We start from the raw sequence: 25,413 nt of genomic DNA, 5'->3' as shown, positions 1-25,413 counted from the left end.
CCGCTCAGCGCTGCCTGGTGTCCGCGACGCAGCGACCGCCCTCGCTGCGGTAGCTCCACCGCGCCCCGTCGGTGACCAGGTCCCGAACGGCCGTCAGGAACCGGTCCAGGTGCTCGACGGGGGTGCCGGCGCCGAAGCTCACCCGGATCGCGTTCAGGCTGCGCTCCCCCGGCAGCGACGGCTCGGGCGCCCCGCACTCGCTCGGCGCCGCGTCCTCCCCGCCGAGCAGCGTCCGCACCAGCGGGTGCGCGCAGAACAGCCCGTCCCGCACGCCGATGCCGTACTCGGCGGACAGCGCGGCCGAGAAGTGCGAGCTGTTCCAGCCGCGCACCACGAACGACACCACGCCGACCCGGTCCGCGTCCTCGCCGAACAGGCTCAGCACCCGCACCTCGGGGATCGCCGCCAGCCCCTCCGTCAACTTCGCGACCAGCGCCCGCTCCCGGGCCTCCAGCGCGTCGAAGCCGGCCTCGGTGAGCGCCCGGCAGGCCGAGGCGATCGCGTACGCGCCGATCACGTTCGGCGAACCGGCCTCGTGCCGGGCCGGGCCGGTGTGCCACTCCACCGCCACCGAGCCGTCCAGCTCCCGGGCCACCGTCCGGCTCGCCCCGCCGCCGGCCAGGTACGGCTCCGCCGCGTCCAGCCAGTCCGCCCGGCCGGCCAGCACGCCGGCGCCGAACGGCGCGTACAGCTTGTGCCCGGAGAACGCGATCCAGTCGACGTCCAACTCCCGCACCGACACCCGGTGGTGGGGCGCCAGCTGGGCCGCGTCCATCACCACCCGGGCGCCGTACCGGTGCGCGACCGCAGTCAGCTCCTTCACCGGCCACAGTTCACCGGTGACGTTCGACGCCCCGGTCACGCAGAACAGCTTCGGCCCCTCGGCCGCCCCCAGCAGCGCCTCCTCCAGCGCGGCCACCGCCTCACCGTGCGAACGCGGCGCCCGCAGGTAACGCACCGTCAGGCCCTCGCGCCGCCACGGCAGCAGCGAGGCGTGGTGCTCGGTCTCGAACGCGAACACCTCGGTCCCGACCGGCACCGCCCCGGCCAGCAGGTTCAGCGAATCGGTGGTCGCCCGGGTGAACACCACCTGGTCGCCGTCCCGCAGCTCCAGGAACTCCGCGACGGTCCGCCGGCTCTGCTCGAACAGGTCCGTCGACAGCTGCGACAGGTACCCGGCCCCCCGGTGCACGGACCCGTAGTACGGCGCGTACGCCGCCACGTCCTCCCACACCCGGGCCAGCGCCGGCGCACTCGCCGCGTAGTCCAGCGCCGCGTACCCGACCTTCTCGCCGGACGCCAACGGCACCTCGACCTCCTGGCCCAGGACGGCCAGCGGCTCACAGATTTCGGCGATCACGGACATGGATGCACTCCTCCACGGGGTAAGGACCCCGGGGTGCATCGACCGGAAGTCCGCGCTTGCCGCGCGGACGGATCGCCGCGCAGCCCGGTCCTCACCCAGGGCACCCCGCCACGGACGGAGGGTTGCCGGACAGCAAGCTGGGGCTTGTCGCTGCCACTCATGACCTGCGAAAGACCTTACACGAGAGCCCCTCGCGCTCAACCCCCGTCCGCCACCTGGACACACTCCTGAAACCTCGTCAGCAGCGCCCCCGCCCCGCCACGGGCGCGAGCAGGCGCCCACCAACGGCAAGGTCCGCCCGAGGAGGAGCAACTCCCCTCCCCGGGCGGACCCTTGAAGCTCACTGGGTCGCGTCGGCCCACCGCTTCAGCAGCTCCCCCGCCGCCCCGGAATCGATCGCCGCCGCCGTCCGCACCATCGCCGCCGCGAGCTGCTCGCTCAGCGGCGCGTCCGTCAGCTCCAGCGCCACCAGCGCGGCGGCGCTGTTGAGCAGCACCGCGTCCCGCACCGCCCCGCGCTCGCCGTTGAGCACCCGCCGCGCGACCGCCGCGTTGAACTCCGCGTCGGCGCCGCGCAGCGCCTCGATCCCGACCAGCTCGATGCCGACGTCCCGCGGGTCGAACCGGGTCTCCGTCACCCGGCCGTCCCGGATCACCCAGACGTGGGACGTGGTGGTGATCGTCAGCTCGTCGAGTCCGTCGTCACCCCGGAACACCAGTCCCTGTCCGCCGCGCCGGGCGAGCACGCCGGCGATCAGTCCGGCCAGCCGGGTGTCGAAGCAGCCGACCGCGTGGGCGCCGACCCGGGCCGGGTTGGTGAGCGGGCCGAGGATGTTGAAGACCGTCGGGACGGCGAGCTCGGCGCGGGCCTGCGCCGTGTGCCGCATCGAGGGGTGGAACTTGGCGGCGAAGCAGAAGGTCAGTCCGACCTCCTCGGCCACCGCCGCGACCCGGGCGGCGGACAGGTCGAGGTTGATGCCGAGCCGGCCGAGCACGTCCGAGGAGCCGGACGCGGAGGAGGAGGCCCGGTTGCCGTGCTTGACCACCTTCGCACCGGCCGCCGCGGCGACCACCGCCGACATGGTGGAGATGTTGACGGTCTTGGCCCGGTCGCCGCCGGTGCCGACGATGTCGACGGCCGGGCCGGGGATGTCCAGCGGCACGGCGTGCCCGTACATCGCCTCGACCAGGCCGGAGATCTCCTCGACCGTCTCGCCCTTGCCGCGCAGCGCGATCAGGAAGCCGGCCACCTGCACGGGGCTGGCCTCGCCGCTCATGATCCGGTCCATCGCCCAGGCGGTGTCGGCCTGGGCGAGGTCCTCGCCGCGCATCAGGGCCATCAGGAGGTCGGGCCAGGTGCGGACCACCTGCGCGGGGTCGCTACCGCCGTTCGCAGAGTGCACGTTCACCATGGCCGTCTCCAGCTCTCGTCTTGTCGCAGAGGAATCGGAGTCAGCCTATCGAGCGGGCGGGGACGGCCGCCCTGACTTGCCGTCCCCTTCTCTCCAGGTGAGACGGACCGGTCCGCGGACCGGACCGGTCAGCGTGCGACCGGCGCCCGTCGGGCCACCCGGGCCCGCAGCAGCGTGGTCGCGGCGTCGACCAGCGCGACCGGGTCGACGGGGTGCGAGATCGCCGCGTCGGCCCGGCTCCAGGCGGCCAGCCAGGAGTCCTGCGGGCGGCCGATCAGCACCAGCACCGGCGGGCAGCCGTAGATCTCGTCCTTCAGCTGCCGGGTGAGACCGAGGCCGCCGGCGGGCACCGCCTCGCCGTCCAGCACGCACAGGTCGACGCCGCCCTTCTCCAGGGCGCGCAGCACCGCGGGGGCGGTGGCGCACTCCAGGTACTCCAGCGCGGGAACGTCCCCGGCGGGGCGCCGGCCGAGGGCGAGGGTCACCTGCTCACGGGTGTTGCGGTCGTCGCTGTAGACGAGAACGGTGAGCGTCTCGTCGGTGTGCTGCGCCATGTCCCCTGCTTCCTGGTGCTCGTCCTCTTATATGTGTCCACTGTGTCCGTGCGGGCCGCGACCGCGCGCGGACCCCGACCGAACGGCCCAGTGTGACCCGGACCACGTTCTGGGACGGATGCTACTCCGGTGGGCCCGTCCTGGAGAGACCCCGACGCGATCTCGCTCAAGCCGCCGCGCCACGGGCTCACTCCCCCGGCCCAGTTCCCTCACCCGGTCCGAACAACCGTCAGAAAACGGACGGACCGCGAGGCGGGCATACCTCACGCACCGGACACTCCGAGGGAGACCCCCCGGCGTGAAGACGGAATAAGGGACCGACATAATGTCCGTCGTGGCGACAGCAACAGCAACAGAAACCGGACACGCGCACGGAGCGGTCAACAGGCCGAACCTGGTCAGCGTGGGAACCATTGTCTGGCTGAGCTCGGAGCTGATGTTCTTCGCGGCCCTGTTCGCGATGTACTTCACCCTCCGCTCGGTCAAGGGCGCCGAGTTCTGGCACGAGAAGGCCCATGCCCTCAACGTGCCCTTCTCCTCGGTCAACACCACGATCCTGGTGCTCTCCTCGCTCACCTGCCAGCTCGGCGTGTTCGCCGCCGAGCGCGGTGACGTGAAGAAGCTGCGTTCCTGGTTCGTGGTCACCTTCGTGATGGGCGCCATCTTCATCGGCGGCCAGATCTTCGAGTACACCGACCTGGTCAAGAAGGACGGCCTCTCGCTGTCCTCCGACCCGTACGGCACGGTGTTCTACCTGACCACCGGCTTCCACGGACTCCACGTGACGGGTGGTCTGATCGCCTTCCTGCTGGTCCTCGGCCGGACCTACGCGGCGCGGCGCTTCACCCACGAGCAGGCCACCGCGGCGATCGTGGTGTCGTACTACTGGCACTTCGTCGACGTTGTGTGGATCGGCCTGTTCGCGACCATCTACCTGATCAAGTAACAGCCGCCCCGCCCCTGACCCGGCGTCATCGCGACGCATGTGGAGTCGGGGGCAGGCTGCTGCCGACCAGATCCTGACACCGGGGTTATTCCGTGAAAAAGCTCTCCGCACGACGGCGCCACCCACTGGCGGCGGTCGTCGTTCTACTTCTCGCCCTGGCGGCCACCGGGGGGCTGTACGCCGCTTTCGCGCCCGCCTCGAAGGCGCAGGCCGACAGCTCCTCGCAGTCGCTCGCCATCGACGAGGGCAAGAAGCTCTTCGCCGTCGGCTGCTCCTCCTGCCACGGCCTGAACGGCCAGGGCACTTCTGACGGTCCGTCGCTGGTCGGCGTCGGCTCTGCTGCTGTCGACTTCCAGGTCGGCACCGGCCGCATGCCGGCCCAGCAGCCGGGCGCGCAGGTCCCGCGCAAGAAGGCCGTCTACAACCAGTCCGAGATCGACCAGCTGGCCGCGTACGTGGCCTCGCTCGGCCCCGGCCCGGTCACTCCGAACCCGGACCAGTACCAGCCGTCCGAGGACAAGGTCACCAACGCCGAGCAGGTCGCCAAGGGTGGCGAGCTGTTCCGCACCAACTGCGCCCAGTGCCACAACTTCGCCGGCAAGGGCGGCGCGCTGACCGACGGCAAGTACGCCCCCTCCCTGGAGGGCGTGGACTCCAAGCACATCTACGAGGCCATGCAGACCGGCCCGCAGAACATGCCGTCGTTCCCCGACACCACCATGCCGGAGGAGCAGAAGCGCGCGATCATCGCGTACGTCCAGAACACCAACGACGCGCCGAACCCCGGTGGTCTGGCCCTGGGCAGCCTCGGCCCCTTCACCGAGGGCCTGTTCAGCTGGATCTTCGGTATCGGCACGCTGATCGTGATCGCGATCTGGGTCGCCGCCCACACCACCAAGGCCAAGAAGTCATGAGCCACGACATGTCAGAGAACCTGCCGGAGGCGCACGAAGCCTCCCACGGCGCTGAGGTCGTCACCCACGACGACCCGTTCGCCGACCCGGGCCTGCCGGCCCACGAGCCGCGTCGGACCGACATCGACGAGCGGGCCGCCAAGCGGGCCGAGCGCCAGGTGTCGCTGATGTTCGTGCTGTCGATGCTGGCGACCGTCGGCTTCATCGCGTCCTACGCCGCGATCGACGCCGACAAGCTGGTCTACATCTTCCCGCTGGGCAAGGTCAGCGCCCTCAACTTCGCCCTGGGCATGACCCTCGGCGTGGCGCTGTTCTGCATCGGCGCGGGCGCGGTCCACTGGGCCCGCACCCTGATGTCGGACCACGAGCTGCCGGCCGACCGTCACCCGATCGAGGCCTCCGACGAGGTCCGCAACGACGTCATCGAGCAGTTCAAGACCGGTGCCGCGGAGTCCGGCTTCGGCCGTCGCAAGATGATCCGCAACACCCTCATCGGCTCGATGGCCCTGGTGCCGCTGTCCGGTGTGGTCCTGCTGCGCGACCTCGGCCCGCTGCCGGAGAAGAAGCTCCTGCACACCGGCTGGGACGAGGCCACCCAGGCCAAGCCGATCCAGCTGGTCAACATGAACACCGACCAGCCGATGAAGCCCGAGGACATCATCCAGGGCTCGCTGACCTTCGCCAAGCCGCACGGCCTGGAGGAGTCGGACGAGGACTTCCAGCAGCGCATCGCCAAGGACGCCCTGATGCTGGTCCGGATCGCGCCGGAGGACATCAAGGACGCCCAGTCCCGCGACATGGGCTTCGAGGGCATCCTGGCCTACTCGAAGATCTGCACCCACGTCGGCTGCCCGATCTCGCTGTACGAGCAGCAGACCCACCACGCGCTCTGCCCCTGCCACCAGTCGACCTTCGACCTGGCGGACGGCGCTCGCGTCATCTTCGGCCCGGCCGGCCACCCGCTGCCCCAGCTGAAGATCACCACCGATGAGCAGGGCTTCCTGGTCGCCACCGGCGACTTCGACGAGCCCGTCGGCCCGAGTTACTGGGAGCGCAAGCGATGAGCACCGCGAGCGGCACCACCACTGGTGCCTCCAAGCCGGCCAGCACGCGCGCCAAGCCCGCCAACAAGGCCGAGGCGACCGCGGACTGGGTCGACGGCCGGCTGGGGATCTACTCCCTGGCCAAGGCCAACCTGCGCAAGATCTTCCCGGACCACTGGTCCTTCATGCTCGGTGAGATCTGCCTCTACAGCTTCATCATCATCATCCTCACGGGTGTCTACCTGACGATGTTCTTCAAGCCGAGCATGGCGGAGACCGTTTACCACGGTTCCTACCTGCCGCTGAACGGCATCCGGATGTCGGAGGCGTACGCCTCGACGGTGGACATCAGCTTCGAGATCCGCGGCGGTCTGCTGATCCGCCAGATCCACCACTGGGCCGCGCTGGTCTTCGTCGCCGCGATGTTCGTGCACATGATGCGCGTCTTCTTCACCGGCGCGTTCCGCAAGCCCCGTGAGATCAACTGGCTGTTCGGCTTCCTGCTGCTCTGCCTGGGCTTCTTCGACGGCTTCTTCGGCTACTCGCTGCCGGACGACCTGCTGTCGGGCACCGGCATCCGCTTCATGGAGGGCGCGATCCTGGCGGTGCCGATCGTCGGCACCTACATCCAGATGTTCCTGTTCGGCGGCGAGTTCCCGGGCACCGACATCATCCCGCGCTTCTTCACCATCCACGTGCTGCTCATCCCGGGCATCATGCTGGGCCTGCTGGTCGCGCACCTGATCCTGGTCTTCTACCACAAGCACACCCAGTGGGCGGGCCCGGGCAAGACCGAGAAGAACGTCGTCGGCATGCCGCTGATGCCGGTCTACATGGCCAAGGCCGGTGGCTTCTTCTTCCTGGTGTTCGGCATCATCGCGGCGATGTCCGCGATCGCCACCATCAACCCGGTGTGGGCGTACGGCCCGTACCGTCCGGACCAGGTGTCGACCGACGCCCAGCCCGACTGGTACATGGGCTTCGCCGAAGGCCTGATCCGCTTCATGCCGGGCTGGGAGATCTCCGTCTGGGGCGGCCACACCCTGAACCTGGGCGTGTTCATCCCGCTGATGCTCTTCCCGCTGGTCCTGGTCGCGATCGCGGTCTACCCGTTCATCGAGTCCTGGGTCACCGGCGACAAGCGCGAGCACCACATCCTGGACCGCCCGCGCAACGCCCCGGTCCGCACCGCGCTCGGCGCGGCCTGGATCTCGCTGTACCTGGTCCTGCTGGTCGGCGGTGGCAACGACCTGTTCGCCACTCACCTGCACATGTCGATCAACACGATCACCTACATGGTCCGGGTCGGCTTCTTCGTGGTGCCGGTCATCACCTTCTTCGTCGCCAAGCGCTGGTGCCTCGGCCTGCAGCGCCGCGACAAGGACAAGGTGCTGCACGGCCGCGAGTCGGGCATCATCAAGCGCCTGCCGCACGGTGAGTTCGTCGAGGTCCACACGCCGCTGTCGCAGACGGACCTGCACACCCTCACCGCGCACGAGCAGCCCCAGCCGCTGGAGCTGCCCGCCGAGACCGACGAGAACGGCGTGGCCCGCAAGGCCGGCGTGGTCACCAAGACCCGTACGAAGCTCTCCGAGGGCTTCTACGGCGAGGGCAACCAGATCGCCAAGCCCACCTCCGAGGAGTACCTGGAGATCACCAGCGGCCACGGCCACCACTGATCCCTAGCTGTCACGCCACGTCAGAACCCCCATCGGCTCCGGCCGGTGGGGGTTCTGGCATATTTCTCCGGCACCGGCCCGACGCCCTGTTATCTTGGCCGGGTGCACGTGGCGATCGACCCCCTCTCCTCCACGCCGCCCTACGAGCAGGTGCGCTCGCAGATCGCGGCCCAGGCCCGTACGGGTGAACTCCCGACCGGCCTGAAGCTCCCCACCGTCCGCGCGCTGGCCGAGCAGCTCGGCCTGGCCGCCAACACCGTGGCCCGCGCCTACCGCGAGCTGGAGGCGGACGGCGTGGTCGAGACCCGCGGCCGGGCCGGCACCTCCATCGCCCCCACCGGGGACACCTCGCACCGCCTGGCGGCCGACGCCGCCGCCGAGTACGTCGCCCGCACCGCCCGCCTCGGCCTCGGCCGCGACGAGGCGCTGGCCGCCGTCCTGACGGCGCTGGACGCCGCCCACCGCTGACGCGGACGGCGAGGTCCGCCCGGCGGGAGCGCTGGCTCCTGCCGGGCGGACCTCGCCGCCGTCGGCGCCGCTACCGGCCCGCGGCCGTCCCGTCCGGCGCCGGGTGGTTCACGGCGGCCTCCGGCGCGGCCGTGTTCACCGGCTTGCCGAGGGCGCTGTGCTTCACGTAGTCGTCCCAGTCGACGTTCCAGTCGCCGAAGCCGTTGCCGAACGGCTCCATCTCGTGGCCCTTGCTGTTGACCACCTGCACGAGGTCGCCGACCCGGGTGTTGTCGAAGAACCACTTCGCGTCGTCGGTGCTCATGCCGGTGCAGCCGTGGCTGACGTTCTCCTGGCCCTGTGCCCAGGTCGACCAGGGCGCCGCGTGGACGTACTCGCCGCTCCAGGTGACCCGGGTCGCCCACTTCACGTCCAGGTCGTAGGACTCGCTGCTGCCGTCGGGTATGCCGATGGTCTCGCCGCTCATCCGGACGGAGGACTCCTGGCCGAGCACGACCTTGACGCCGTTGCGGGTGTCGAAGCCGGGCTTGCCGGTGGTGACCGGGATGGTCCTGACCACCTCGCCGTTGCGCTTGTACGTCAGCTCGTCGCTGTCGGCGTCGATCACCGCCTCGACCCGGTCGCCGGTCCGCAGCGCCAGGGTCTTCTCGTCGCCGCCGTACACGCCTTCGGCGACCCGGATGCCGGGCAGGTCGTAGGCGAGCTTCACGGTGGCGTTGGCCGGCCAGTAGTCCTCCGGCCGGAAGTGCAGGTTCTGGTCGTCGACCCAGTACCAGGCGCCGGTCACGGCGGGCTGCGAGGTGACGGTCAGGCCGCTCTCTATCTGCTTGCGGGCCGCCGGGTCGGTGACCTTCTCGGACAGCGTCACGGTGAGCGGCTGGCCGACGCCGTAGACCCCGCTGCCGGAGCTGTCGGGGCCGAGGTCGGCGCCTATCACGTGCGGGGCGGCCCCGGTGGTGAAGGTGGAGTCGGCCTCGCCGTGGCCGCCCTTGCCGTCCTCGGCGGTGACCTTGACGGTGTATCCGGCGCCGGCCCGGAGCGGGTCGGTGGTCTGCCAGTGCTGCTGGTCGGCGGCGAGCTGTCCGGCGACGGGCTTTCCGTCGGGGCCGGTGACGGTGACCTCGCCGAGCTTGGCGGTGCCGTCCGCGGTGACGCTGAACGCCTTCGTGGGGTCGGCCTTCGCCCCGGCCGCCGAGGTGTGGATCAGCGGCGCCACGTCGACCTGGCGGGGCGAGTTCTTTCCGGACGGGCCGCTGGTGGAACATGCCGCAGCCGGTGTGATCACCAGCAGGGCGGCCAGCGTGGTCCGGGTATTGACTATCCGAGAGCCCTTCAACGGAACCTCCCAGGGGTTGGAACCTGCCTCGAAGCGTAGGAAGGCGTCACCCCGGAGGCACTCCGGGTAACCCGCGCGGGGGAACTTCGGAGCGGTACCCGGACGACGAAGGGCCGGGCACCCCCCGAGGGGAGTACCCGGCCCGCCGTACGGCTTGCGCGATCCGGAACCCTACTGGTTCTGGTTCTCGCCGCGGTAGAACTCGAAGACCCAGCCGTACAGACCGATCAGCAGGACCGGAATCGACCAGAACAGCAGCCACCAGCCGAAGATGACGCCCAGGAAGGCCAGCGCGCCACCGACCGCCAGGGACAGCGGCTGCCAGCTGTGCGGGGCGAAGAAGCCCAGCTCGCCGGCGTCGTCCGAGACCTCGGCCTCGGGGTTGTCACCCGCACCGGTGTCCACCCGCTTGGCGGTGAACGCCAGGTAGAAGCCGATGAAGGCGCACAGGCCGAAGGCCAGGAACAGCGCGGTGGTGCCGGCGGCCTCCAGGCCGTGGTCCGACTTGGTGGTCCACACGAAGTACGTGATGGCGATGGCCAGCGTGAAGACGGCCAGACCCGCGAAGATCTTTCCCTGTTCCTTCATCGGGCGTCGCCCTCCTTGCCCTTGCCAAGGGAGCGGCCGTCGTACTGCGCGGGCGTGACACCCTCGAAGTGCTTCGCCATCTCACCGTGGTTCTCGAGGTAGTCCAGCGCGGCGATCTCCGGGTGGTGCAGGTCGAACGCCGGGGATTCCGAACGGACACGCGGCAGCGTGGTGAAGTTGTGCCGCGGCGGCGGGCAGGAGGTCGCCCACTCCAGCGAACGGCCGTAGCCCCACGGGTCGTCGACGGTGACCTTCTCGCCGTACTTGGCGGTCTTCCACACGTTGTAGAGGAACGGCAGCATCGACAGGCCCAGCAGGAACGAGCCGATGGTCGACACCGTGTTCAGCGTGGTGAAGCCGTCCGAGGCCAGGTAGTCGGCGTAGCGGCGGGGCATGCCCTCGGCGCCGAGCCAGTGCTGGACCAGGAAGGTGGTGTGGAAGCCGAAGAACAGCGTCCAGAAGGTGATCTTGCCGAGGCGCTCGTCCAGCATCTTGCCGGTCATCTTCGGCCACCAGAAGTGGAAGCCGGCGAACATCGCGAAGACGACGGTGCCGAACACCACGTAGTGGAAGTGCGCGACGACGAAGTACGAGTCCGAGACGTGGAAGTCGATCGGCGGGGAGGCGAGCAGGACGCCCGTCAGACCACCGAACAGGAAGGTGACCAGGAAGCCGATCGTCCAGAGCATCGGGGTCTCGAAGCTCAGCGAGCCCTTCCACATGGTGCCGACCCAGTTGAAGAACTTCACACCGGTCGGGACCGCGATCAGGAAGGTCATGAACGAGAAGAACGGCAGCAGGACCTGGCCGGTCACGTACATGTGGTGCGCCCACACCGTCACCGAGAGGCCGGCGATGGCGATGGTCGCGGCGATCAGGCCGGAGTAGCCGAACATCGGCTTGCGGCTGAACACCGGGATGATCTCGGAGACGATGCCGAAGAACGGCAGCGCGATGATGTACACCTCGGGGTGACCGAAGAACCAGAACAGGTGCTGCCACAGCATGGCGCCACCGTTGGCCGGGTCGAAGACGTGCGCCCCGAACTTGCGGTCCGCCTCCAGGGCGAACAGCGCGGCGGCCAGCACCGGGAAGGCCAGCAGGATCAGCACGGCGGTCAGCAGGACGTTCCAGCAGAAGATCGACATCCGGAACATCGTCATGCCGGGGGCGCGCATGCAGATGATGGTGGTGATGAAGTTGACCGCACCGAGGATGGTGCCGAAGCCGGAGAAGGCCAGGCCCATGATCCACATGTCGGCGCCGATGCCCGGCGAGCGGACCGCGTCCGACAGCGGCGAGTAGGCGAACCAACCGAAGTCGGCGGCGCCCTGCGGGGTGATGAAGCCCGCCACCGCGATGACCGAGCCGAACAGGTACAGCCAGAAGGCGAACATGTTCAGACGCGGGAACGCGACGTCGGGGGCGCCGATCTGGAGCGGCATGATCCAGTTGGCGAAGCCCGAGAACAGCGGGGTGGCGAACATCAGCAGCATGATCGTGCCATGCATGGTGAACGCCTGGTTGAACTGCTCGTTCGACAGGATCTGCGTACCCGGCCGGGCGAGCTCGGCGCGCATGACCAGGGCGAGCACGCCACCGATCAGGAAGAACGCAAACGAGGTCGCCAGGTACAGGGTGCCGATCGTCTTGTGGTCAGTGGTGGTGAGCCACTTGATGATCGCGTTGCCCGGCTTGCGCACGCGCGGGGTCCCGGAGGTGACGGCCCCGGCTGCCCCACCGGCCGCGGCGGGCTCGTTGAGGATGGTCACTTCTCTTCACTACTTCCCGTGGGGAGGATGCCTGCGGGAACCGCGCCGGCCTGGCCCTTGTCGCGAAGTTCCTTCAGGTGCGCCTCGTACTCGTCGTGCGAGACGACCTTCACGTTGAAGAGCATCCGCGAGTGGTCGACGCCGCAGAGCTCGGCGCACTTGCCACGGAAGGTGCCGTACGCGGTCGGGGTCACCTCGAACTCGTTGACCACACCGGGCACGACGTCCATCTTCATCATGAAGTTGATGGGCCAGAAGTCGTGGATGACGTCGTTCGAGGTCAGCTTGAACTTCACCGACTCGTTGATCGGCAGGTAGAGGGTCGGAGCCTCCTTGGTGCTGCCGACCTCGTACGCCGCCGTGGTGCTCGACGGGTCGGGGATCTCGCTGTTCTCGTAGTTGAACGCCCAACTCCACTGGAAGCCCACCACGTTGATGGTGTGCTGGGGCTTCTCGGAGACCTTCGTCAGGGTGGCCTCGTCGCGAGCGACGAAGTAGAACAGCACCGAGACGATGACGAGGGGGACCGCGGTGTACAGCGCCTCGATGGGCACGTTGTACCGGGTCTGAGCGGGGACCTCCACCTTGGTGCGGCTGCGCCGGTGGAAGATCACGCTCCAGAGGATCAGACCCCACATCAATGCACCAACAACCAGAGCCGCGATCCACGAGCCCTGCCACATGTGAAGGACCAGAGGGCCTTCCTTGGTGACGGGACTGGGGAGGCCAAGCCTGGGCAGGTCGTTGGCCGAGCAGCCGGTGGCGGTCGCGATGACGAGGCCCAGTGCCAGCGCCTGAGGCAGCTTCCGCCGCATCGTGCGCCGCGGCGAGCGGTCGGAGCCGTTGGGACTCACGTAGCGCCTTCCCGAAGTCTCGCCCGCGAACGCACCACCATGGAGAGTCCGTTGTCTGGTCTCTCCGGCGGTCCGGCCACGGGCACGGTTTGAATGCTTATGCGGGCCAAACGCTACTCCATCCTTATGCGGCACTCACGGGCAGCCCCCGCTAACGCGCCGCCCGGCTACCCGATCAGCCCCCGAGGGGTGAAGCACCTCGTAGGAGGGGACGGAGTCGCAGGTCATGGCGACTTCCGAGCCTCTCACGACCGAACGGGCGACCGCACTACGACACGCGGGTGACGGGCCGTCGGCTCCCCCGGAGGCCGGGAGGAATCCCCCCGTAAGGGGCGTCGTCTACCGTGGCCCCGTGCCCTACTTCGACGCCGCATCCACCGCTCCGCCGCACCCCGTCGCCCGGCAGGCGCTGCTCGCCGCCCTCGACGAGGGCTGGGCCGACCCGGCCAGGCTGCACCGATCCGGCCGGCAGGCCCGGATGCTGCTCGACGCCGCCCGGGAGACCGTCGCCGAGGTCCTCGGCGCCCGCGCCGACGAGATCGCCTTCACCGCATCCGGCACCCAGGCCGTCCAGTTGGGCATCCTCGGCGTCCTGCGCGGCAACCGCCGTCGCGGCGCCCACCTGCTGCACTCCGCCGTCGAGCACTCCGCCGTCCTGCACACCGCCGAACGCTGGGAGGCCGACGGCGGCAGCGCCACCGCCGTCCCGGTCGACCGTCACGGCCGGGTGGACGCCGCCGAGTTCGCCGCCGCGCTGCGCCCCGACACCGCGCTCGCCGTCCTGCAGTCCGCCAACCACGAGGTCGGCACCCTCCAGCCGGTCGCCGAGACCGCCGCGCTGACCGGGGACGTCCCGCTGCTGGTGGACGCCGCGCAGAGCGCCGGGCGACTCCCGGCGCCGAGCGGCTGGTCGGTGCTGACGGCCAGTGCGCACAAGTGGGGCGGCCCGGCCGGCGTCGGGGTGCTGGCGGTCCGCAAGGGCGTCCGGTACTCGTCGCCGCTGCCCGCCGACGACCGGGAGAACGGCCGGGTGCCCGGCTACGTCAACGTCCCCGCGATCGTGGCCGCCGCCGCCTCGCTGCGCGCCGTCCGGGCCGAGGCCGAGGCCGAGAACGCCCGGCTGCACGCCCTGGTCGAACTGATCCGGCATCGGGTGCCGCAGCTGGTCCCCTCGGTGGAGGTGGTCGGCCACCCCGAGCTCCGGCTCCCCCACCTGGTCACCTTCTCCTGCCTGTACGTGGACGGCGAGGTGCTGCTCGGCGAACTCGACCGGGCCGGCTTCGCCGTCAACTCCGGCTCCTCCTGCACGTCCAGCACGCTGACGCCCAGCCACGTGCTGGCCGCGATGGGCGTCCTCACCGAGGGCAACGTCCGCGTCTCGCTCCCGCCGGGCACCGCCGCCGCGGACGTGGACCGCTTCCTCGACGTGCTCCCCCGGATCGTCGCCGAGATCCGCACCCCCCTCGGCCTCGACCTCCCCGCCCCCGCCGCCACCGCCGACGCCCTGGTCCTCGACACCCTCGGCAGGCGCTGCCCGGTCCCGGTCATCGAGCTCGCCAAGCGCATCCCCGAGGTCGCCCCCGGCGGCCGCGTCGCCGTCCTCTCCGACGACGAAGCGGCCCGCCACGACATCCCCGCCTGGTGCGAGATGTGCGGCCACACCTACGCGGGCGAGACCCCGGCCACGGACTACGGCGCGGACCACGGCACGGCGTACCTGGTGGTCAGGTCGGGGGCGTAGCGGCGGGCTCCGCCCCCGGCCGGACTACAGCTTGGTGCGGACCTCGGCCGCGGCGTCCGCCCCGTAGGCCGCCTCGAAGCGCTCCAGGAAGTGGCCGCTGCGCAGCTCGTACTCCTGGGTGCCGACGGTCTCGATGACCAGGGTGGCGATCATGCAGCCGACCTGGGCGGCGCGCTCCAGGCCGAGGCCCCAGGACAGACCCGCCAGGAAGCCGGCCCGGAAGCCGTCGCCGACGCCGGTGGGGTCGACCTTGCGCTCCTCCGCGGCGCAGCCGACCACGATGTCCGGCTCGCCCTGGCGCTGGATGCAGACGCCCTTCGGGCCGAGGGTGGTGACCCGGGTGCCGACGCGGCTCAGGATCTCGTCCGCGGACCAGCCGGTCTTGGACTCGATCAGCGCGGCCTCGTACTCGTTGGTGAACAGGTAGGCCGCGCCGTCGACGATCTCCCGGATGTCGTCGCCCTCCAGGCGGGCGAGCTGCTGGGAGGGGTCGGCGGCGAACGCGTAGCCGCGGGTGCGGCACTCCTGGGTGTGCCGCACCATCGCGGCGGGGTCGTCCGCGCTGATCAGGACCAGGTCGAGGCCGCCGACCCGGTCGGCGATCGGCTTCAGCTCGATGCTGCGGGCCTCGGCCATCGCGCCGGTGTAGAAGGACGCGATCTGGTTGTGGTCCTGGTCGGTGGTGCACATGAACCGGGCAGTGTGCCGGGTCTCGGAGATGTGCACGGACTCGGTGTCCACGCCGTGCCGGTCGAGCCAGCTGCGGTACTCGGCGAAGTCCGCGCCGGCCGCGCCGACCAGGACCGGGCGCAGGCCGAGCACGCCCATGCCGAAGGCGATGTTGCCGCCGACGCCGCCGCGGCGGATGTCGAGGGTGTCGACCAGGAACGACAGCGACACCGTGTGCAGCTGCTCGGGGACCAGTTGGTCCGAGAAGCGGCCGGGGAAGGTCGTCAGGTGGTCGGTGGCGATCGAGCCGGCGACGGCGATGCGCACGGGGTTCTCCTCGGGCGGCCCGGCGGGGGCCGGAGCAGCGGACATCAACCCACCTAAGGTACCCGCCCGATCCGGTACTACCGATGGGTAGGCCTGTCGCCGGGGCCGGGAGCGTCCTAGGGTCGCCAGTACGGGGGCCGGACGCGGCCCCCGTCCAGTCCGCGGCAGCGTGGCCGCGGCGCGGCGATCGGAGCTGGTACCGCATGGTGATCGATCACTCTCCCCGCCGACTGCCGGTCGGCCTGGACGACCCCGATGCGGAGTCGCTGGCGGACCTGCTGGACTCCTCGCGCAAGCTGGGCCGGTTCTGGCCGGCCACCGGGCCGGGCCCTTCGCGGTCGGTGCCGACGGCGCTGGGCGTCCGGGTGCCGATGGAGGCGCGCCGGGTGGTGGCGGGGATGCCGGAGTTCGGCGAGTAGCGGGAACCGGATTCCTCCCGAGCACGTCAAATCCGCGCGGTGCCGCTCCCGGCGGCACTGCGCGACCCTCGGGAGGAACGCAGATCATGGACGTCAGGACCGCAGCCGTCTCCGCCAAGCCCGCGCACCTGCGCCGGACCGCGCTGGCCCTCGCCGCCGTGTCCCTCGCCGGCGGCCTGTTGACCGCGTGCGGCAGTTCCGCCCCGACCGCGGCTGGCTCCCCGGGCTCGTCGAGCCCGTCCGCCGCCTCCGACGCGACGCCCGGCCCGGGCACCGCCGCCCCCGGATCGCCGACGGCCACCCCGTCCGGCGGGGCCGACACGGGCGCCCAGTCCTCGCCGACGCCCGGCACCGGACAGCCGACCAGCCCGGGCATCGCGGTCGGCGAGCACCCGCCGACCGCGGTGAGGATCCCCGTGACGGGCTACCGGCAGGACAGCCCCACCCAGTTGACGGTGTTCTACGTCGCCGGGGTGTGCGACAAGTACGGGGTCCGGCTGGAGGAGGACGCCCCGCCCACCGTGAAGCTGCGGATCGTGATCACCAGGACCGCCACGCCGGGCCAGGCCTGTCCGCAGGTGATGAAGGAGCAGCAGGCGACGGTGACCCTGCCCCGCCCGATGAACGGCGGCGGCGTGGTGGACACCGCGACCGGCGACCAGGTGCCGCTGCAGACCGACGGGGTGGGCGTCGGCGGCCCGCGCTGACCCCGGAAAGCCCCGAGGGCGGCTCCCCCACCGGGGAGCCGCCCTCTTCGTTCGCGCCGTCCTGGAGGCTTAGCTGAACGAGTCGCCGCAGGCGCAGGAGCCGGTGGCGTTCGGGTTGTCGATGGTGAAGCCCTGCTTCTCGATGGTGTCGACGAAGTCGACGGTGGCGCCGCCAAGGTACGGGGCGCTCATCCGGTCGGTGACGACCTTGACACCGTTGAAGTCCTTGACGACGTCGCCGTCCAGCGAACGCTCGTCGAAGAACAGCTGGTAGCGCAGGCCCGAGCAGCCGCCGGGCTGCACGGCGACGCGCAGCGACAGGTCCTCGCGGCCCTCCTGCTCCAGCAGGCCCTTGACCTTGGCCGCAGCGGCATCGGTGAGGAGAATGCCACTCTCGACGGTGGTCTCGTCCTGGACGGTCATGCTTACTCCCGGTCTGTGACGACTGTGATCCGCCAGTGCCAACCAGCGGCCTCCCGGATTCATTTCCGGGAGGTGGTGCGTTCGGGGGACTTTTTTCGTCGCCCACTCCCCCACGTACCCCATGCTCGCACACCGGGCGCAGGCGGTCACCGCCCAGTTGGGCAAACCGCTACCGCCCGCACACCCGGGCACAGCAGGATGTGACGGTGATCATTCGTCAGCTGAGAGACACCGCGGAGGACGCCGAGGCCGTGAACCGGGTCTCCCGAGCGGCGTTCCGCGACCTGGACGGCCGACCGGCGGACGCCGAGCCGGAGGCGGCGGACGCGCCGTCCCGGATCCGCCGGCTCGCCCGCTCCCGCCACCTGGCCGTCACCGACCCGCAGGGGTGCTGGATCGCCGAGCAGGACGGCGAGGCGGTGGGGGCGGCGCTGTCGCTGCGCCGCGAGGGCGTGTGGGTGCTGGCGCTGTTCGTGGTGCTGCCGTCCGCGCAGGGCCGGGGGGTGGGCCGGCTGCTGCTGGAGCGGGCCGCCGCGTACGGGCGGGGCTGTCTGCGCGGCATGCTGTGCGCCTCGTCGTCGCCGGCGGCGGCGCGCCGCTACCGGGCGGCCGGGTTCACCCTGCACCCGACGATGCGGCTGACCGGCCGGGTCGACCGGGAGCGGCTGCTGGACCCGGGGGACATCCCGGTGCACACCGGCAACGCCTCGCACCTGCACCTGCTGGACTCGGTGGACCGGCGGCTGCGGGGCGCGGCGCACGGCCCCGACCACCCGTTCATGCTGGCGCACTTCGAGGAGCTGCTGATCGCGGACACCCTGGCCGGCACCGGCTACTGCTACCGGGACGGCGGCACCGTCCAGCTGGTCGCCGCCACCTCGAAGCGGATCGCCACCCGGCTGCTGCGGGAGGCGCTGGCCCGGGTGCCGGAGGGCGTCGACACGGACGTGGAGTTCCTGACGGCGGAGCAGGAGTGGGCGGTCGACGTGGGCCTGGAGCTGGGCCTGTCGCTGACCACCCGCGGCTACCTGGCGGTCCGCGGGATGCGCCCGCCGGCCCCGTACGTGCCGAACGGCGGCTACCTGTAGCCGCCGTTCGGGACGGCACGTCACCGCATGGTGTCGAGGATCTCCTGGACCATCTCCATGGTGGTGCCGGGGTGCAGGAACGCGAACCGGGCGACGGTCTCGCCGTCCCAGCCGGTCGGGGTGACGAAGCCGACCTGGTCGGCGAGCAGCTGCCGGGACCAGCGGTAGTAGTCGTCGTGGGTCCAGCCGGTGCGGCGGAAGCAGACCGCGGACAGCTGCGGGTCGTGGAGCAGTTCGAGGTGCTCGGTGTCGCGGATCAGCTGCGCGGTGTCCTTGGCCAGCCGCAGGCCGGTCTCGATGGCGTCGGTGTACGCCTGGACGCCGTGGACGGCGAGCGAGAACCAGAGCGGGAGGCCGCGGGCGCGCCGGGTGAGGTGGTAGGCGTAGTCGGTGGGGTTCCACTCGTCGCCCTCGGTGTGCAGGACGTCCAGGTAGCCGGCGTCCTGGGTGTGCACGGCGCGGGCCAGGCGCGGGTCGCGGTAGAGCAGCGCGGCGCAGTCGAACGGGGCGAACAGCCACTTGTGCGGGTCGACCACGAAGGAGTCGGCGTGCTCGATGCCGTTGTAGCGCTCGCGCACCGAGGGGGCGAACAGTCCGGCGCCGCCGTACGCGCCGTCCACGTGGAACCAGAGCCCGCGTTCGCGGGCGACCTCGGCGATGCCCGCGAGGTCGTCGATGATGCCTTCGTTGGTGGTGCCGGCGGTGCCGACCACGGCGATGACGGTCTCGGGGTGCGGGTCGGCGGCGAGGGCGGCGCGCAGGGCCGCGCCGGTGAGGCGGCGGTCGACGGCGGGGACGGGGAAGGCCTCGACGCCGATGATGTTGAAGGTGTTCTTGACCGAGGAGTGCACCTGGTCGGCGACGGCGATCCGCAGCCGGGCCTCGGGGCCGACGTTCAGCCGGCGCCGGGCGGTGTCGCGGGCGACCACCAGCGCGGACAGGTTGCCGGCCGAGCCGCCGGAGACGAAGACGCCGCCGGCCGTGGCGGGCAGTCCGGCGCGGTCGGCTATCAGCCGCAGCACCTGGTTCTCGGCGGCGATCGCGCCGGCCGCCTCCAGCCAGGAGATGCCCTGGAGGGAGGCGCAGGAGACCACCATGTCGAACAGCAGCGCGGCCTTGGTGGGGGCGCACGGGATGAAGGACAGGTAGCGCGGGCTGTCGGCGGAGATGACGGCGCGGGACAGCTCGTGGTCGTACAGCTTGAGCACGTCGGCCGGGTTGTTGCCGTGCTCGTTCAGCAGCCCGGCGAGCACCTCCCGCAGGTGGGCGCCGTCGCCGGGGTGGTCGAGCGGAACGGGGTCGTACTGCAGCCGTTCGCGCATGTAGTCGAAGACCAGGTCGACGAGTTCGCTGTCCGGCTTGTGCATGCGGTCGGGGGCTGCGTACACGGGTGTCCTCTTCGCTGCTGCGGTGCGTGGGGTCATGATCAGCGTAGGCAGCGGTGCGGTGCGGGCGCGCGTCGGAACGGGGCCGGTCAGGGCCGGTTTCGTGCGTGTTCGGGGGGTGCTGCGCAGGATTCCTGCGTCAGATGAGCTGGGAGAGCACCACCGAGGAACGACTGCGCTGGACGCCGGGCTCCTTGCGGATGCGTTCGATGACGGCTTCCAGGTGACGGGTGTCGGCGGCCCGCAGGTGGACCAGCGCGTCCGGGTCGCCGGTGACCGTCCAGGCGGCGGCCACCTCGGGGAACTGGCGCAGCGAGGCGAGCAGCTCCTCCGGCGAGGTGCGGGCCCGGCAGTAGACCTCGACGAACGCCTCGGTGCCCCAGCCGAGCAGCGCGGGGTCGAGCACCACCGTGAAGCCGCGGACCACGCCGCGCGCCCGCAGCCGGTCGATCCGGCGGCGGACGGCGGTGGCGGACAGGTTGGTGAGCAGCCCGATCTCGGCGTACGAGGCCCGGCCGTCCCGGCTGAGGTGCTCCAGCAGCAGGCGGTCGGTGTCGTCCAGGGCCTGTCCGGTCACCGCCTGGCCGAGGTCGGGCGGCCGGTGGGTGCTCATGGGGGGGCTCCACGGGTGGTACGGGTGAGGGTGTGGCGAGCCGCGGCCCCCGCACAGGGGCGGACTCTGCGGGGCCCATTCTTGCCGACGCCGGGCGTCCGATCAGTCCACCAGCAGGACGATCTTGCCGCGGGTGCGCCCTTCGGCGTTCAGGGCCTGCGCGGACGCGGCCTGGCCGAGCGGGAAGGTGGAGGCGACCGGCACGGTGAGCAGCCCGTCGTCGGCGAGCCGGGCGACGGCGGCCAGGTCCTCGGGGTCGGGCCGGGTCCAGATGTAGTGACCGCCCAGCCCGCTCACCCGGTAGTCGACGGCGGAGGCGATCCGGGTCGGGTCCTTGACCAGGGCGGTGGACACGTCGAGCGCCTCCCCGCCGACCAGGTCGAGCACCGCGTCCACCCCCTCCGGGGCGAGCGCCCGCACCCGCTCCGCCAGGCCCTGGCCGTACTCGACGGGCTCCGCGCCGAGCCCGCGCAGGAAGGTGTGGTTGTGCGACCCCGCCGTCCCGATCACCCGGGCGCCGAGCGCGGTGGCGACCTGCACCGCGAGCGAGCCGACGCCACCGGCCGCGGCGTGGATCAGCACGCTCTCCCCGCGCCGCACCCGCAGCGCGTTCACCAGCGCCTGCTGCGCCGTGAGCCCGGCCGTGGGCAGCCCCCCGGCCTGCGCCCAGTCGAGCGCCGCCGGCTTCCGGGCCAACGTCCGAACGGGCGCGGCGACGAGTTCGGCGTACGTGCCGTACCCGATGACGTCCTTGCGGACGTACCCGATCACCTCGTCCCCCGGCCCGAACTCGGTGACGGCCCCACCGACCGCCTGCACCACCCCGGCCAGGTCGAACCCCATGATCATCGGGAAGCACACGTCGAGGATCCCGTCGAGGTGCCCTTCCCGGATCTTCCAGTCGACCGGATTGACCCCCACCGCCCGCGTACGGACGAGAACGGAGTCGGGGCCGACCTTGGGATCCGGAAGCTCGGTGTACTCGACCACCTCGGGCCCGCCGTAGCGGTTGATCGCGATTGCCTTCATGCCCCCCACCCAACCGGGGGCACGGCCGGTTCTCGCGCCGGAAGCATCCATACCGGTGAGCGGTTCTCTTGACGTCCCCCGGGCCCCGAAGGACCTGGATTCCTGTCGCGGTCGGCCGACCGCGACAGCGGGGTTCCTGCTTCTCCGCGCGGCGCCGGTACGGACACCGGTCCTACCCTCGCTCCACAGGCGTTCTGCCTGTCCGCCCGTCCGGCGGCCAGGATGTTGCGCGCGGCGTTCACGTCCCGGTCGTGGACGACCCCGCATGCGCCGCAGGTCCACCGGCGGACCTCCAGCGGCTTGGGCCCGTCCTTGACACCACAGGCCGAACAGACCTGCGAGGTCGGTTCGAAGCGTCCGATGCGAGCAAAGTGACGGCCGTGCTTGGCAGCCTTGTACTCCAGCATCGCGACGAACCGCGACCACCCGGCGTCGTGCACCGATGTGGCCAGCCACCCTCGTCCGAGAGCGGACACCGCCAGGTTCTCCACGTACACCGCTTGGCTGTCGCGGATGATCCTCGTGGATTCCTGGTGATGCCAGTCCCTGCGGCGGTCGGCGACCTTCGCGTGCTGGCGCGCCACCCTCCTACGGGCCTTCGCCCGGTTCTTCGACCTCTCCTCGCATCGCCCGAGTTCCTTCTGAAGACGCTTGAGCTTCTTCTCCGCACGGCGCAGGAACCGCGGCGAATCGAGCTTGCGGCCGTCCGAGAGCACGGCGAAGTGGGTCAGCCCGAGATCGATGCCGACTTCGACGCCGGTCTCGGGCAGGATCTCCGGCACGGCTTCGACGACGAACGACGCCCAGTACCGGCCGGCGGCGTCCTTGGTGACGGTGACACTGGTCGGCGGTGCCGGAAGCCTCCGGGACCAGCGGACTTCCAGATCCCCGACCTTGGCCACGTACAACCGTCCGGATTCGCGCAGCCGGAAGCCGTTGGCGGTGAGCCGAATGCTCTGCCGACCGTCGCGCTTGGACTTGAACCGCGGCGGCTCGACCTTCGGCCCCTTGCGCTCTCCGGCGGCGGAGGCGAAGAAGTTGCGGAAGGCGGTGTGCAGATCACGCAGCGACTGCACCAGCACCACCGACGACACCTCGCTCAGCCATGCCCGCTCCGGAGAGCGCTTCGCCACGGTGATGACCCGCTTCTGCAGGTCCGTGTCCCCGATGTGGGGCAGCCCTGCCGCACGGGCCTCCTGCCGGGCCCGCAAACCGTCGTTGAACACCACGCGTGCGCACCCGAACGCGCGCGCCAGCGCCACCCGCTGACCTGGGGTCGGATACACCCGGAAGTTGTACCGAAGCTGCACGCTCGCACGTTATGACGGACGGCCGGCGGAGGCCCACCTCGCTCACGTGCCGGGCACGTCTGTGGTAGTGCACCGACCCCTGGATCGACGGTTGGTGCATGTGTTGAAGAGGCCCTGGTCACATCGACAGGACGTCCATCGTCAGGCTGACGGCAACCGGTTATCATAGATAGCGTCAGATAGACGAGAAGGCTGGTCGGGAACGATCCGGCCGCACCAGGAGGGCAGCCGCCCGTGACCACCACCACCGAGACGCACGGCGTCGACCCGACTCCCTCGCCGCTCGCCCTGCTGCTGCTCGGCCGTGAGGCCGACCCGAACAGTGAGCGCGGGGTGGAGTGCCCCGGCGATCTGCCTGCGGCCTCCGACCCGGACCTGGTGGCGCGGGCTCGCGCCGCCAAGGAGAAGCTGGGGGACCGGGTCTTCATCCTGGGTCACCACTACCAGCGTGACGAGGTCATCGAGTTCGCCGATGTCACCGGCGACTCCTTCAAGCTGGCCCGGGACGCCGCGGCCCGTCCGGAGGCCGAGTACATCGTCTTCTGCGGCGTGCACTTCATGGCGGAGTCGGCCGACATCCTCACCTCCGAGCGTCAGCAGGTCGTGCTGCCGGACCTCGCCGCGGGCTGCTCGATGGCCGACATGGCCACCGCCGAGCAGGTCGCCGAGTGCTGGGACGTGCTCACCGACGCGGGTGTCGCGGACGTGACCGTGCCGGTCTCGTACATGAACTCCTCCGCCGACATCAAGGCCTTCACCGGCAAGCACGGCGGCACCATCTGCACCTCGTCCAACGCCAAGCGGGCGCTGGAGTGGGCGTTCGAGCAGGGGCAGAAGGTGCTGTTCCTGCCGGACCAGCACCTGGGCCGCAACACCGCGGTGCTGGAGATGGGCTTCTCGCTGGAGGACTGCGTCCTCTACAACCCGCACAAGCCGAACGGCGGCCTGACCGCCGAGCAGCTGCGGGACGCGAAGATGATCCTGTGGCGCGGCCACTGCTCGGTGCACGGCCGGTTCAACCTGGACTCGGTCAACGAGGTGCGCGAGCGGATCCCCGGCGTCAACGTCCTGGTGCACCCCGAGTGCCGGCACGAGGTGGTCACCGCCGCCGACCAGGTCGGCTCGACCGAGTACATCATCAAGGCGCTGGACGCCGCCGAGCCCGGCTCCAAGTGGGCCATCGGCACCGAGCTGAACCTGGTCCGCCGCCTGGCCAAGGCGCACCCGGACAAGGAGGTCGTCTTCCTCGACCGCACGGTGTGCTTCTGCTCCACCATGAACCGGATCGACCTGCCGCACCTGGTGTGGGCGCTGGAGTCGCTCGCCGAGGGCCGGGTCCCGAACGTGATCACGGTCGACGCGGAGACCGAGAAGTACGCCAAGGCCGCGCTGGACCGCATGCTGGCCCTGCCGTAACGATTCGCCGCAAACCGGCGCCGGGCACACGAGAGGGCGGGCATCCCCTGGGGGATGCCTGCCCTCTCGTCACGAACGGCGCCCGAACTACTCCGGGATGCCCGGGATCAGGCCGTCACCCTCGGCGCGCAGCAGCTCACGCACCTGGTCCAGGGACGCCTCGGCGTCCGGCAGGATCAGGTCCGACGGCTCCAGCGACTCCGGCGGGAGCGGCGTGCCGACCTCCCGGACGGCCGCCAGCAGGCTGCCGAGGGCGGCCTTGAAGGCCTCCTCGTCGTCCGCCTCGACGGCCTGGAGCAGGTCGTCGTCCAGCTGGTTCAGCCGGTTCAGGTCCTTCTCCGCGACCTCGAACTGCCCCTCACCCAAGACCCGCATGATCATGCTGGTACGTCTCCCCTGCTCGCGGGCTTACTTCTGGTAGTTGATGGTGGGCGGCGGGGTGTCGTTCTTCCCCTGCTCGATCGCGTGCGGCTGCGAGGCCGGAGTGCCGCCGGTCAGCTCGGCCTTCATCCGGGCCAGCTCCAGCTCGACGTCGCTGCCGCCGGCCACCCGCTCCAGCTCGGCCTCGATGTCGTCCTTGCGGCCCAGGCCGCTGGCGTCGTCGAGCGCGCCGGAGGCCAGCAGCTCGTCGATCGCACCCGCGCGGGCCTGCATCTGGGCGGTCTTGTCCTCGGCCCGCTGGATCGCCAGGCCGACGTCGCCCATCTCCTCCGAGATGCCGGAGAAGGACTCGGCGATCCGGGTCTGCGCCTGGGCGGCGGTGTAGGTGGCCTTGATGGTCTCCTTCTTGGTGCGGAAGGCGTCCACCTTGGCCTGGAGGCGCTGGGAGGCGAGCGTGAGCTTCTCCTCCTCGGCCTGCAGGGCCTGGTACTGCGTCTCCAGGTCGGTGATCTGGGACTGCAGGTTGGCCTTGCGGCTGAGCGCCTCGCGCGCCAGGTCCTCGCGGCCGAGCGACAGCGCCTTGCGGCCCTGGTCCTCGTACTTGGAGGACTGCTGCTGCAGCTGGGTCAGCTGGAGCTCCAGGCGCTTGCGGGAGGTGGCCACATCGGCGACGCCCCTGCGCACCTTCTGCAGCAGTTCCAGCTGCTTCTGGTAGGAGTAGTCGAGCGTTTCGCGCGGGTCCTCCGCCCGGTCCAAGGCCTTGTTCGCCTTGGAGCGGAAGATCAGCCCCATACGCTTCATGATTCCGTCGCTCATGGGCCTCGATAGCCCCCTTCTTCGGGCCTGGGTTTGCGTCTCGTGACAGGTCGAGTGTATGCGCGACGGGGTCCCCGGCGCAGTCCACCGGCCAGCAACAATGCTGCTACAGCGGGCGGCCGTTCGGCATCGTCCTCACGATCGATATCGGTTCGCAT

At 70.7% G+C, this 25,413-nt stretch carries 25 protein-coding genes and 1 riboswitch; of the genes, 10 read left to right on the top strand and 15 right to left on the bottom strand.

The window, feature by feature from the left end:
* Positions 1 to 4 precede the first annotated feature (4 nt).
* From ACI1MP_RS27025 to ACI1MP_RS27015, 3 genes are all read right to left on the bottom strand, one after another.
* Complete coding sequence (locus tag ACI1MP_RS27025; RefSeq protein ID WP_404869666.1) at positions 5 to 1,366, bottom strand: aminotransferase class V-fold PLP-dependent enzyme; 1,362 nt, start codon at positions 1,364 to 1,366, stop codon at positions 5 to 7.
* A 47-nt stretch (positions 1,367 to 1,413) separates the two neighbouring features.
* A riboswitch (SAM riboswitch) is annotated at positions 1,414 to 1,531 on the bottom strand.
* Between the two features lie 175 nt (positions 1,532 to 1,706).
* On the bottom strand, positions 1,707 to 2,777 hold the full coding sequence (trpD, locus tag ACI1MP_RS27020) for an anthranilate phosphoribosyltransferase (RefSeq protein WP_404869665.1): 1,071 nt from the start codon (positions 2,775 to 2,777) through the stop codon (positions 1,707 to 1,709).
* Positions 2,778 to 2,905: 128 nt separating this feature from the next.
* The gene (locus tag ACI1MP_RS27015) at positions 2,906 to 3,331 is read right to left on the bottom strand and encodes a response regulator transcription factor (protein WP_043913531.1); all 426 of its coding nucleotides are present in this window, start codon (positions 3,329 to 3,331) and stop codon (positions 2,906 to 2,908) included.
* Positions 3,332 to 3,656: 325 nt separating this feature from the next.
* On the opposite strand from ACI1MP_RS27015, the gene ACI1MP_RS27010 reads away from it, so the two are divergent.
* The 5 genes from ACI1MP_RS27010 to ACI1MP_RS26990 all read left to right on the top strand — a co-directional run bounded on the left by ACI1MP_RS27010 (position 3,657) and on the right by ACI1MP_RS26990 (position 8,381).
* On the top strand, positions 3,657 to 4,277 hold the full coding sequence (locus ACI1MP_RS27010) for a heme-copper oxidase subunit III (protein ID WP_043913532.1): 621 nt from the start codon (positions 3,657 to 3,659) through the stop codon (positions 4,275 to 4,277).
* Between the two features lie 92 nt (positions 4,278 to 4,369).
* Positions 4,370 to 5,191 (top strand): c-type cytochrome, encoded by an 822-nt coding sequence (locus tag ACI1MP_RS27005; protein WP_043913533.1) that lies wholly within the window; start codon positions 4,370 to 4,372, stop codon positions 5,189 to 5,191.
* Positions 5,192 to 5,199: 8 nt separating this feature from the next.
* Positions 5,200 to 6,255 (top strand): ubiquinol-cytochrome c reductase iron-sulfur subunit, encoded by a 1,056-nt coding sequence (locus ACI1MP_RS27000; RefSeq protein WP_232733915.1) that lies wholly within the window; start codon positions 5,200 to 5,202, stop codon positions 6,253 to 6,255.
* On the top strand, positions 6,252 to 7,913 hold the full coding sequence (locus tag ACI1MP_RS26995) for a cytochrome bc complex cytochrome b subunit (protein ID WP_100585957.1): 1,662 nt from the start codon (positions 6,252 to 6,254) through the stop codon (positions 7,911 to 7,913). Before ACI1MP_RS27000 ends, ACI1MP_RS26995 begins: the two co-directional genes overlap by 4 nt.
* Positions 7,914 to 8,015: 102 nt before the next feature.
* Positions 8,016 to 8,381, top strand: a complete 366-nt coding sequence (locus ACI1MP_RS26990; RefSeq protein ID WP_043913536.1) for a GntR family transcriptional regulator — start codon at positions 8,016 to 8,018, stop codon at positions 8,379 to 8,381.
* A 70-nt stretch (positions 8,382 to 8,451) separates the two neighbouring features.
* Here ACI1MP_RS26990 and ACI1MP_RS26985 read toward each other — a convergent pair whose 3' ends face one another.
* From ACI1MP_RS26985 to coxB, 4 genes are all read right to left on the bottom strand, one after another.
* The gene (locus ACI1MP_RS26985; protein WP_404869664.1) at positions 8,452 to 9,717 is read right to left on the bottom strand and encodes an Ig-like domain-containing protein; all 1,266 of its coding nucleotides are present in this window, start codon (positions 9,715 to 9,717) and stop codon (positions 8,452 to 8,454) included.
* Positions 9,718 to 9,888: 171 nt separating this feature from the next.
* On the bottom strand, positions 9,889 to 10,305 hold the full coding sequence (locus ACI1MP_RS26980; protein ID WP_043913540.1) for a cytochrome c oxidase subunit 4: 417 nt from the start codon (positions 10,303 to 10,305) through the stop codon (positions 9,889 to 9,891).
* On the bottom strand, positions 10,302 to 12,077 hold the full coding sequence (gene ctaD, locus ACI1MP_RS26975) for a cytochrome c oxidase subunit I (RefSeq protein ID WP_100585956.1): 1,776 nt from the start codon (positions 12,075 to 12,077) through the stop codon (positions 10,302 to 10,304). The genes ACI1MP_RS26980 and ctaD overlap by 4 nt, the downstream gene beginning before the upstream one ends.
* The gene (gene coxB, locus ACI1MP_RS26970) at positions 12,074 to 12,931 is read right to left on the bottom strand and encodes a cytochrome c oxidase subunit II (protein WP_189270237.1); all 858 of its coding nucleotides are present in this window, start codon (positions 12,929 to 12,931) and stop codon (positions 12,074 to 12,076) included. Before coxB ends, ctaD begins: the two co-directional genes overlap by 4 nt.
* A gap of 352 nt (positions 12,932 to 13,283) precedes the next feature.
* Here coxB and ACI1MP_RS26965 point away from each other — a divergent pair, with 352 nt between their 5' ends.
* Positions 13,284 to 14,672, top strand: coding sequence for a cysteine desulfurase/sulfurtransferase TusA family protein (locus ACI1MP_RS26965; RefSeq protein WP_404869663.1), 1,389 nt, complete (start codon positions 13,284 to 13,286; stop codon positions 14,670 to 14,672).
* 24 nt (positions 14,673 to 14,696) lie between these two features.
* Here the strand turns inward: ACI1MP_RS26965 and ACI1MP_RS26960 are convergent, their stop codons facing one another.
* Complete coding sequence (locus ACI1MP_RS26960; protein ID WP_100585954.1) at positions 14,697 to 15,668, bottom strand: carbohydrate kinase family protein; 972 nt, start codon at positions 15,666 to 15,668, stop codon at positions 14,697 to 14,699.
* Between the two features lie 203 nt (positions 15,669 to 15,871).
* Between ACI1MP_RS26960 and ACI1MP_RS26955 the strand changes: the two genes are divergently transcribed.
* Together ACI1MP_RS26955 and ACI1MP_RS26950 are read left to right on the top strand one after the other, a co-directional pair.
* Positions 15,872 to 16,087 carry a hypothetical protein gene (locus ACI1MP_RS26955; RefSeq protein ID WP_043913547.1) on the top strand — a complete coding sequence of 72 codons (216 nt, stop codon included), beginning with the start codon at positions 15,872 to 15,874 and terminating at the stop codon, positions 16,085 to 16,087.
* A gap of 86 nt (positions 16,088 to 16,173) precedes the next feature.
* Positions 16,174 to 16,794 carry a hypothetical protein gene (locus ACI1MP_RS26950; protein ID WP_404869662.1) on the top strand — a complete coding sequence of 207 codons (621 nt, stop codon included), beginning with the start codon at positions 16,174 to 16,176 and terminating at the stop codon, positions 16,792 to 16,794.
* Positions 16,795 to 16,863: 69 nt separating this feature from the next.
* Here the strand turns inward: ACI1MP_RS26950 and erpA are convergent, their stop codons facing one another.
* Positions 16,864 to 17,217: an iron-sulfur cluster insertion protein ErpA gene (gene erpA / locus ACI1MP_RS26945; protein ID WP_043913549.1), complete on the bottom strand. Its 354-nt coding sequence runs from the start codon at positions 17,215 to 17,217 to the stop codon at positions 16,864 to 16,866.
* Between the two features lie 206 nt (positions 17,218 to 17,423).
* Here erpA and ACI1MP_RS26940 point away from each other — a divergent pair, with 206 nt between their 5' ends.
* Positions 17,424 to 18,305: a GNAT family N-acetyltransferase gene (locus ACI1MP_RS26940; RefSeq protein WP_404869661.1), complete on the top strand. Its 882-nt coding sequence runs from the start codon at positions 17,424 to 17,426 to the stop codon at positions 18,303 to 18,305.
* Between the two features lie 20 nt (positions 18,306 to 18,325).
* Here the strand turns inward: ACI1MP_RS26940 and ACI1MP_RS26935 are convergent, their stop codons facing one another.
* The 4 genes from ACI1MP_RS26935 to ACI1MP_RS26920 form a co-directional block, all read right to left on the bottom strand.
* On the bottom strand, positions 18,326 to 19,693 hold the full coding sequence (locus ACI1MP_RS26935) for a pyridoxal phosphate-dependent decarboxylase family protein (RefSeq protein WP_380343525.1): 1,368 nt from the start codon (positions 19,691 to 19,693) through the stop codon (positions 18,326 to 18,328).
* 136 nt (positions 19,694 to 19,829) lie between these two features.
* Positions 19,830 to 20,303, bottom strand: a complete 474-nt coding sequence (locus ACI1MP_RS26930) for an Lrp/AsnC family transcriptional regulator (protein WP_043913551.1) — start codon at positions 20,301 to 20,303, stop codon at positions 19,830 to 19,832.
* A gap of 102 nt (positions 20,304 to 20,405) precedes the next feature.
* Positions 20,406 to 21,332: an NADP-dependent oxidoreductase gene (locus ACI1MP_RS26925; RefSeq protein ID WP_363473802.1), complete on the bottom strand. Its 927-nt coding sequence runs from the start codon at positions 21,330 to 21,332 to the stop codon at positions 20,406 to 20,408.
* A complete protein-coding gene (locus ACI1MP_RS26920; protein WP_380343530.1) occupies positions 21,329 to 22,642 on the bottom strand; it encodes an RNA-guided endonuclease InsQ/TnpB family protein in 1,314 nt (437 codons plus the stop codon). Before ACI1MP_RS26920 ends, ACI1MP_RS26925 begins: the two co-directional genes overlap by 4 nt.
* Before the next feature lie 234 nt (positions 22,643 to 22,876).
* On the opposite strand from ACI1MP_RS26920, the gene nadA reads away from it, so the two are divergent.
* Positions 22,877 to 24,058 carry a quinolinate synthase NadA gene (gene nadA, locus ACI1MP_RS26915; protein ID WP_043913553.1) on the top strand — a complete coding sequence of 394 codons (1,182 nt, stop codon included), beginning with the start codon at positions 22,877 to 22,879 and terminating at the stop codon, positions 24,056 to 24,058.
* A gap of 87 nt (positions 24,059 to 24,145) precedes the next feature.
* Here nadA and ACI1MP_RS26910 read toward each other — a convergent pair whose 3' ends face one another.
* Positions 24,146 to 24,433, bottom strand: coding sequence for a hypothetical protein (locus tag ACI1MP_RS26910; RefSeq protein ID WP_369880082.1), 288 nt, complete (start codon positions 24,431 to 24,433; stop codon positions 24,146 to 24,148).
* 33 nt (positions 24,434 to 24,466) lie between these two features.
* Positions 24,467 to 25,255 (bottom strand): PspA/IM30 family protein, encoded by a 789-nt coding sequence (locus ACI1MP_RS26905; RefSeq protein ID WP_083462464.1) that lies wholly within the window; start codon positions 25,253 to 25,255, stop codon positions 24,467 to 24,469.
* Positions 25,256 to 25,413: the final 158 nt, after the last annotated feature.

The sequence above is a fragment of the Kitasatospora griseola genome (genome assembly GCF_044999035.1).
In the GTDB taxonomy this organism is placed as follows: Bacteria; Actinomycetota; Actinomycetes; order Streptomycetales; family Streptomycetaceae; genus Kitasatospora; species Kitasatospora griseola.
This window is presented reverse-complemented; position numbering and strand designations above follow the sequence as displayed.

Excerpts from the sequence above, each read along its gene's own strand:
- ACI1MP_RS27025 (WP_404869666.1), bottom strand. The coding sequence starts at position 1,366 with ATGTCCGTGATCGCCGAAATCTGTGAGCCGCTGGCCGTCCTGGGCCAG.
- trpD (WP_404869665.1), bottom strand. The coding sequence starts at position 2,777 with ATGGTGAACGTGCACTCTGCGAACGGCGGTAGCGACCCCGCGCAGGTG.
- ACI1MP_RS27015 (WP_043913531.1), bottom strand. The coding sequence starts at position 3,331 with ATGGCGCAGCACACCGACGAGACGCTCACCGTTCTCGTCTACAGCGAC.
- ACI1MP_RS27010 (WP_043913532.1), top strand. The coding sequence starts at position 3,657 with ATGTCCGTCGTGGCGACAGCAACAGCAACAGAAACCGGACACGCGCAC.
- ACI1MP_RS27000 (WP_232733915.1), top strand. The coding sequence starts at position 5,200 with ATGTCAGAGAACCTGCCGGAGGCGCACGAAGCCTCCCACGGCGCTGAG.
- ACI1MP_RS26995 (WP_100585957.1), top strand. The coding sequence starts at position 6,252 with ATGAGCACCGCGAGCGGCACCACCACTGGTGCCTCCAAGCCGGCCAGC.
- ACI1MP_RS26980 (WP_043913540.1), bottom strand. The coding sequence starts at position 10,305 with ATGAAGGAACAGGGAAAGATCTTCGCGGGTCTGGCCGTCTTCACGCTG.
- ACI1MP_RS26955 (WP_043913547.1), top strand. The coding sequence starts at position 15,872 with ATGGTGATCGATCACTCTCCCCGCCGACTGCCGGTCGGCCTGGACGAC.
- ACI1MP_RS26950 (WP_404869662.1), top strand. The coding sequence starts at position 16,174 with ATGGACGTCAGGACCGCAGCCGTCTCCGCCAAGCCCGCGCACCTGCGC.
- erpA (WP_043913549.1), bottom strand. The coding sequence starts at position 17,217 with ATGACCGTCCAGGACGAGACCACCGTCGAGAGTGGCATTCTCCTCACC.
- ACI1MP_RS26930 (WP_043913551.1), bottom strand. The coding sequence starts at position 20,303 with ATGAGCACCCACCGGCCGCCCGACCTCGGCCAGGCGGTGACCGGACAG.
- ACI1MP_RS26925 (WP_363473802.1), bottom strand. The coding sequence starts at position 21,332 with ATGAAGGCAATCGCGATCAACCGCTACGGCGGGCCCGAGGTGGTCGAG.
- ACI1MP_RS26910 (WP_369880082.1), bottom strand. The coding sequence starts at position 24,433 with ATGCGGGTCTTGGGTGAGGGGCAGTTCGAGGTCGCGGAGAAGGACCTG.
- ACI1MP_RS26905 (WP_083462464.1), bottom strand. The coding sequence starts at position 25,255 with ATGAGCGACGGAATCATGAAGCGTATGGGGCTGATCTTCCGCTCCAAG.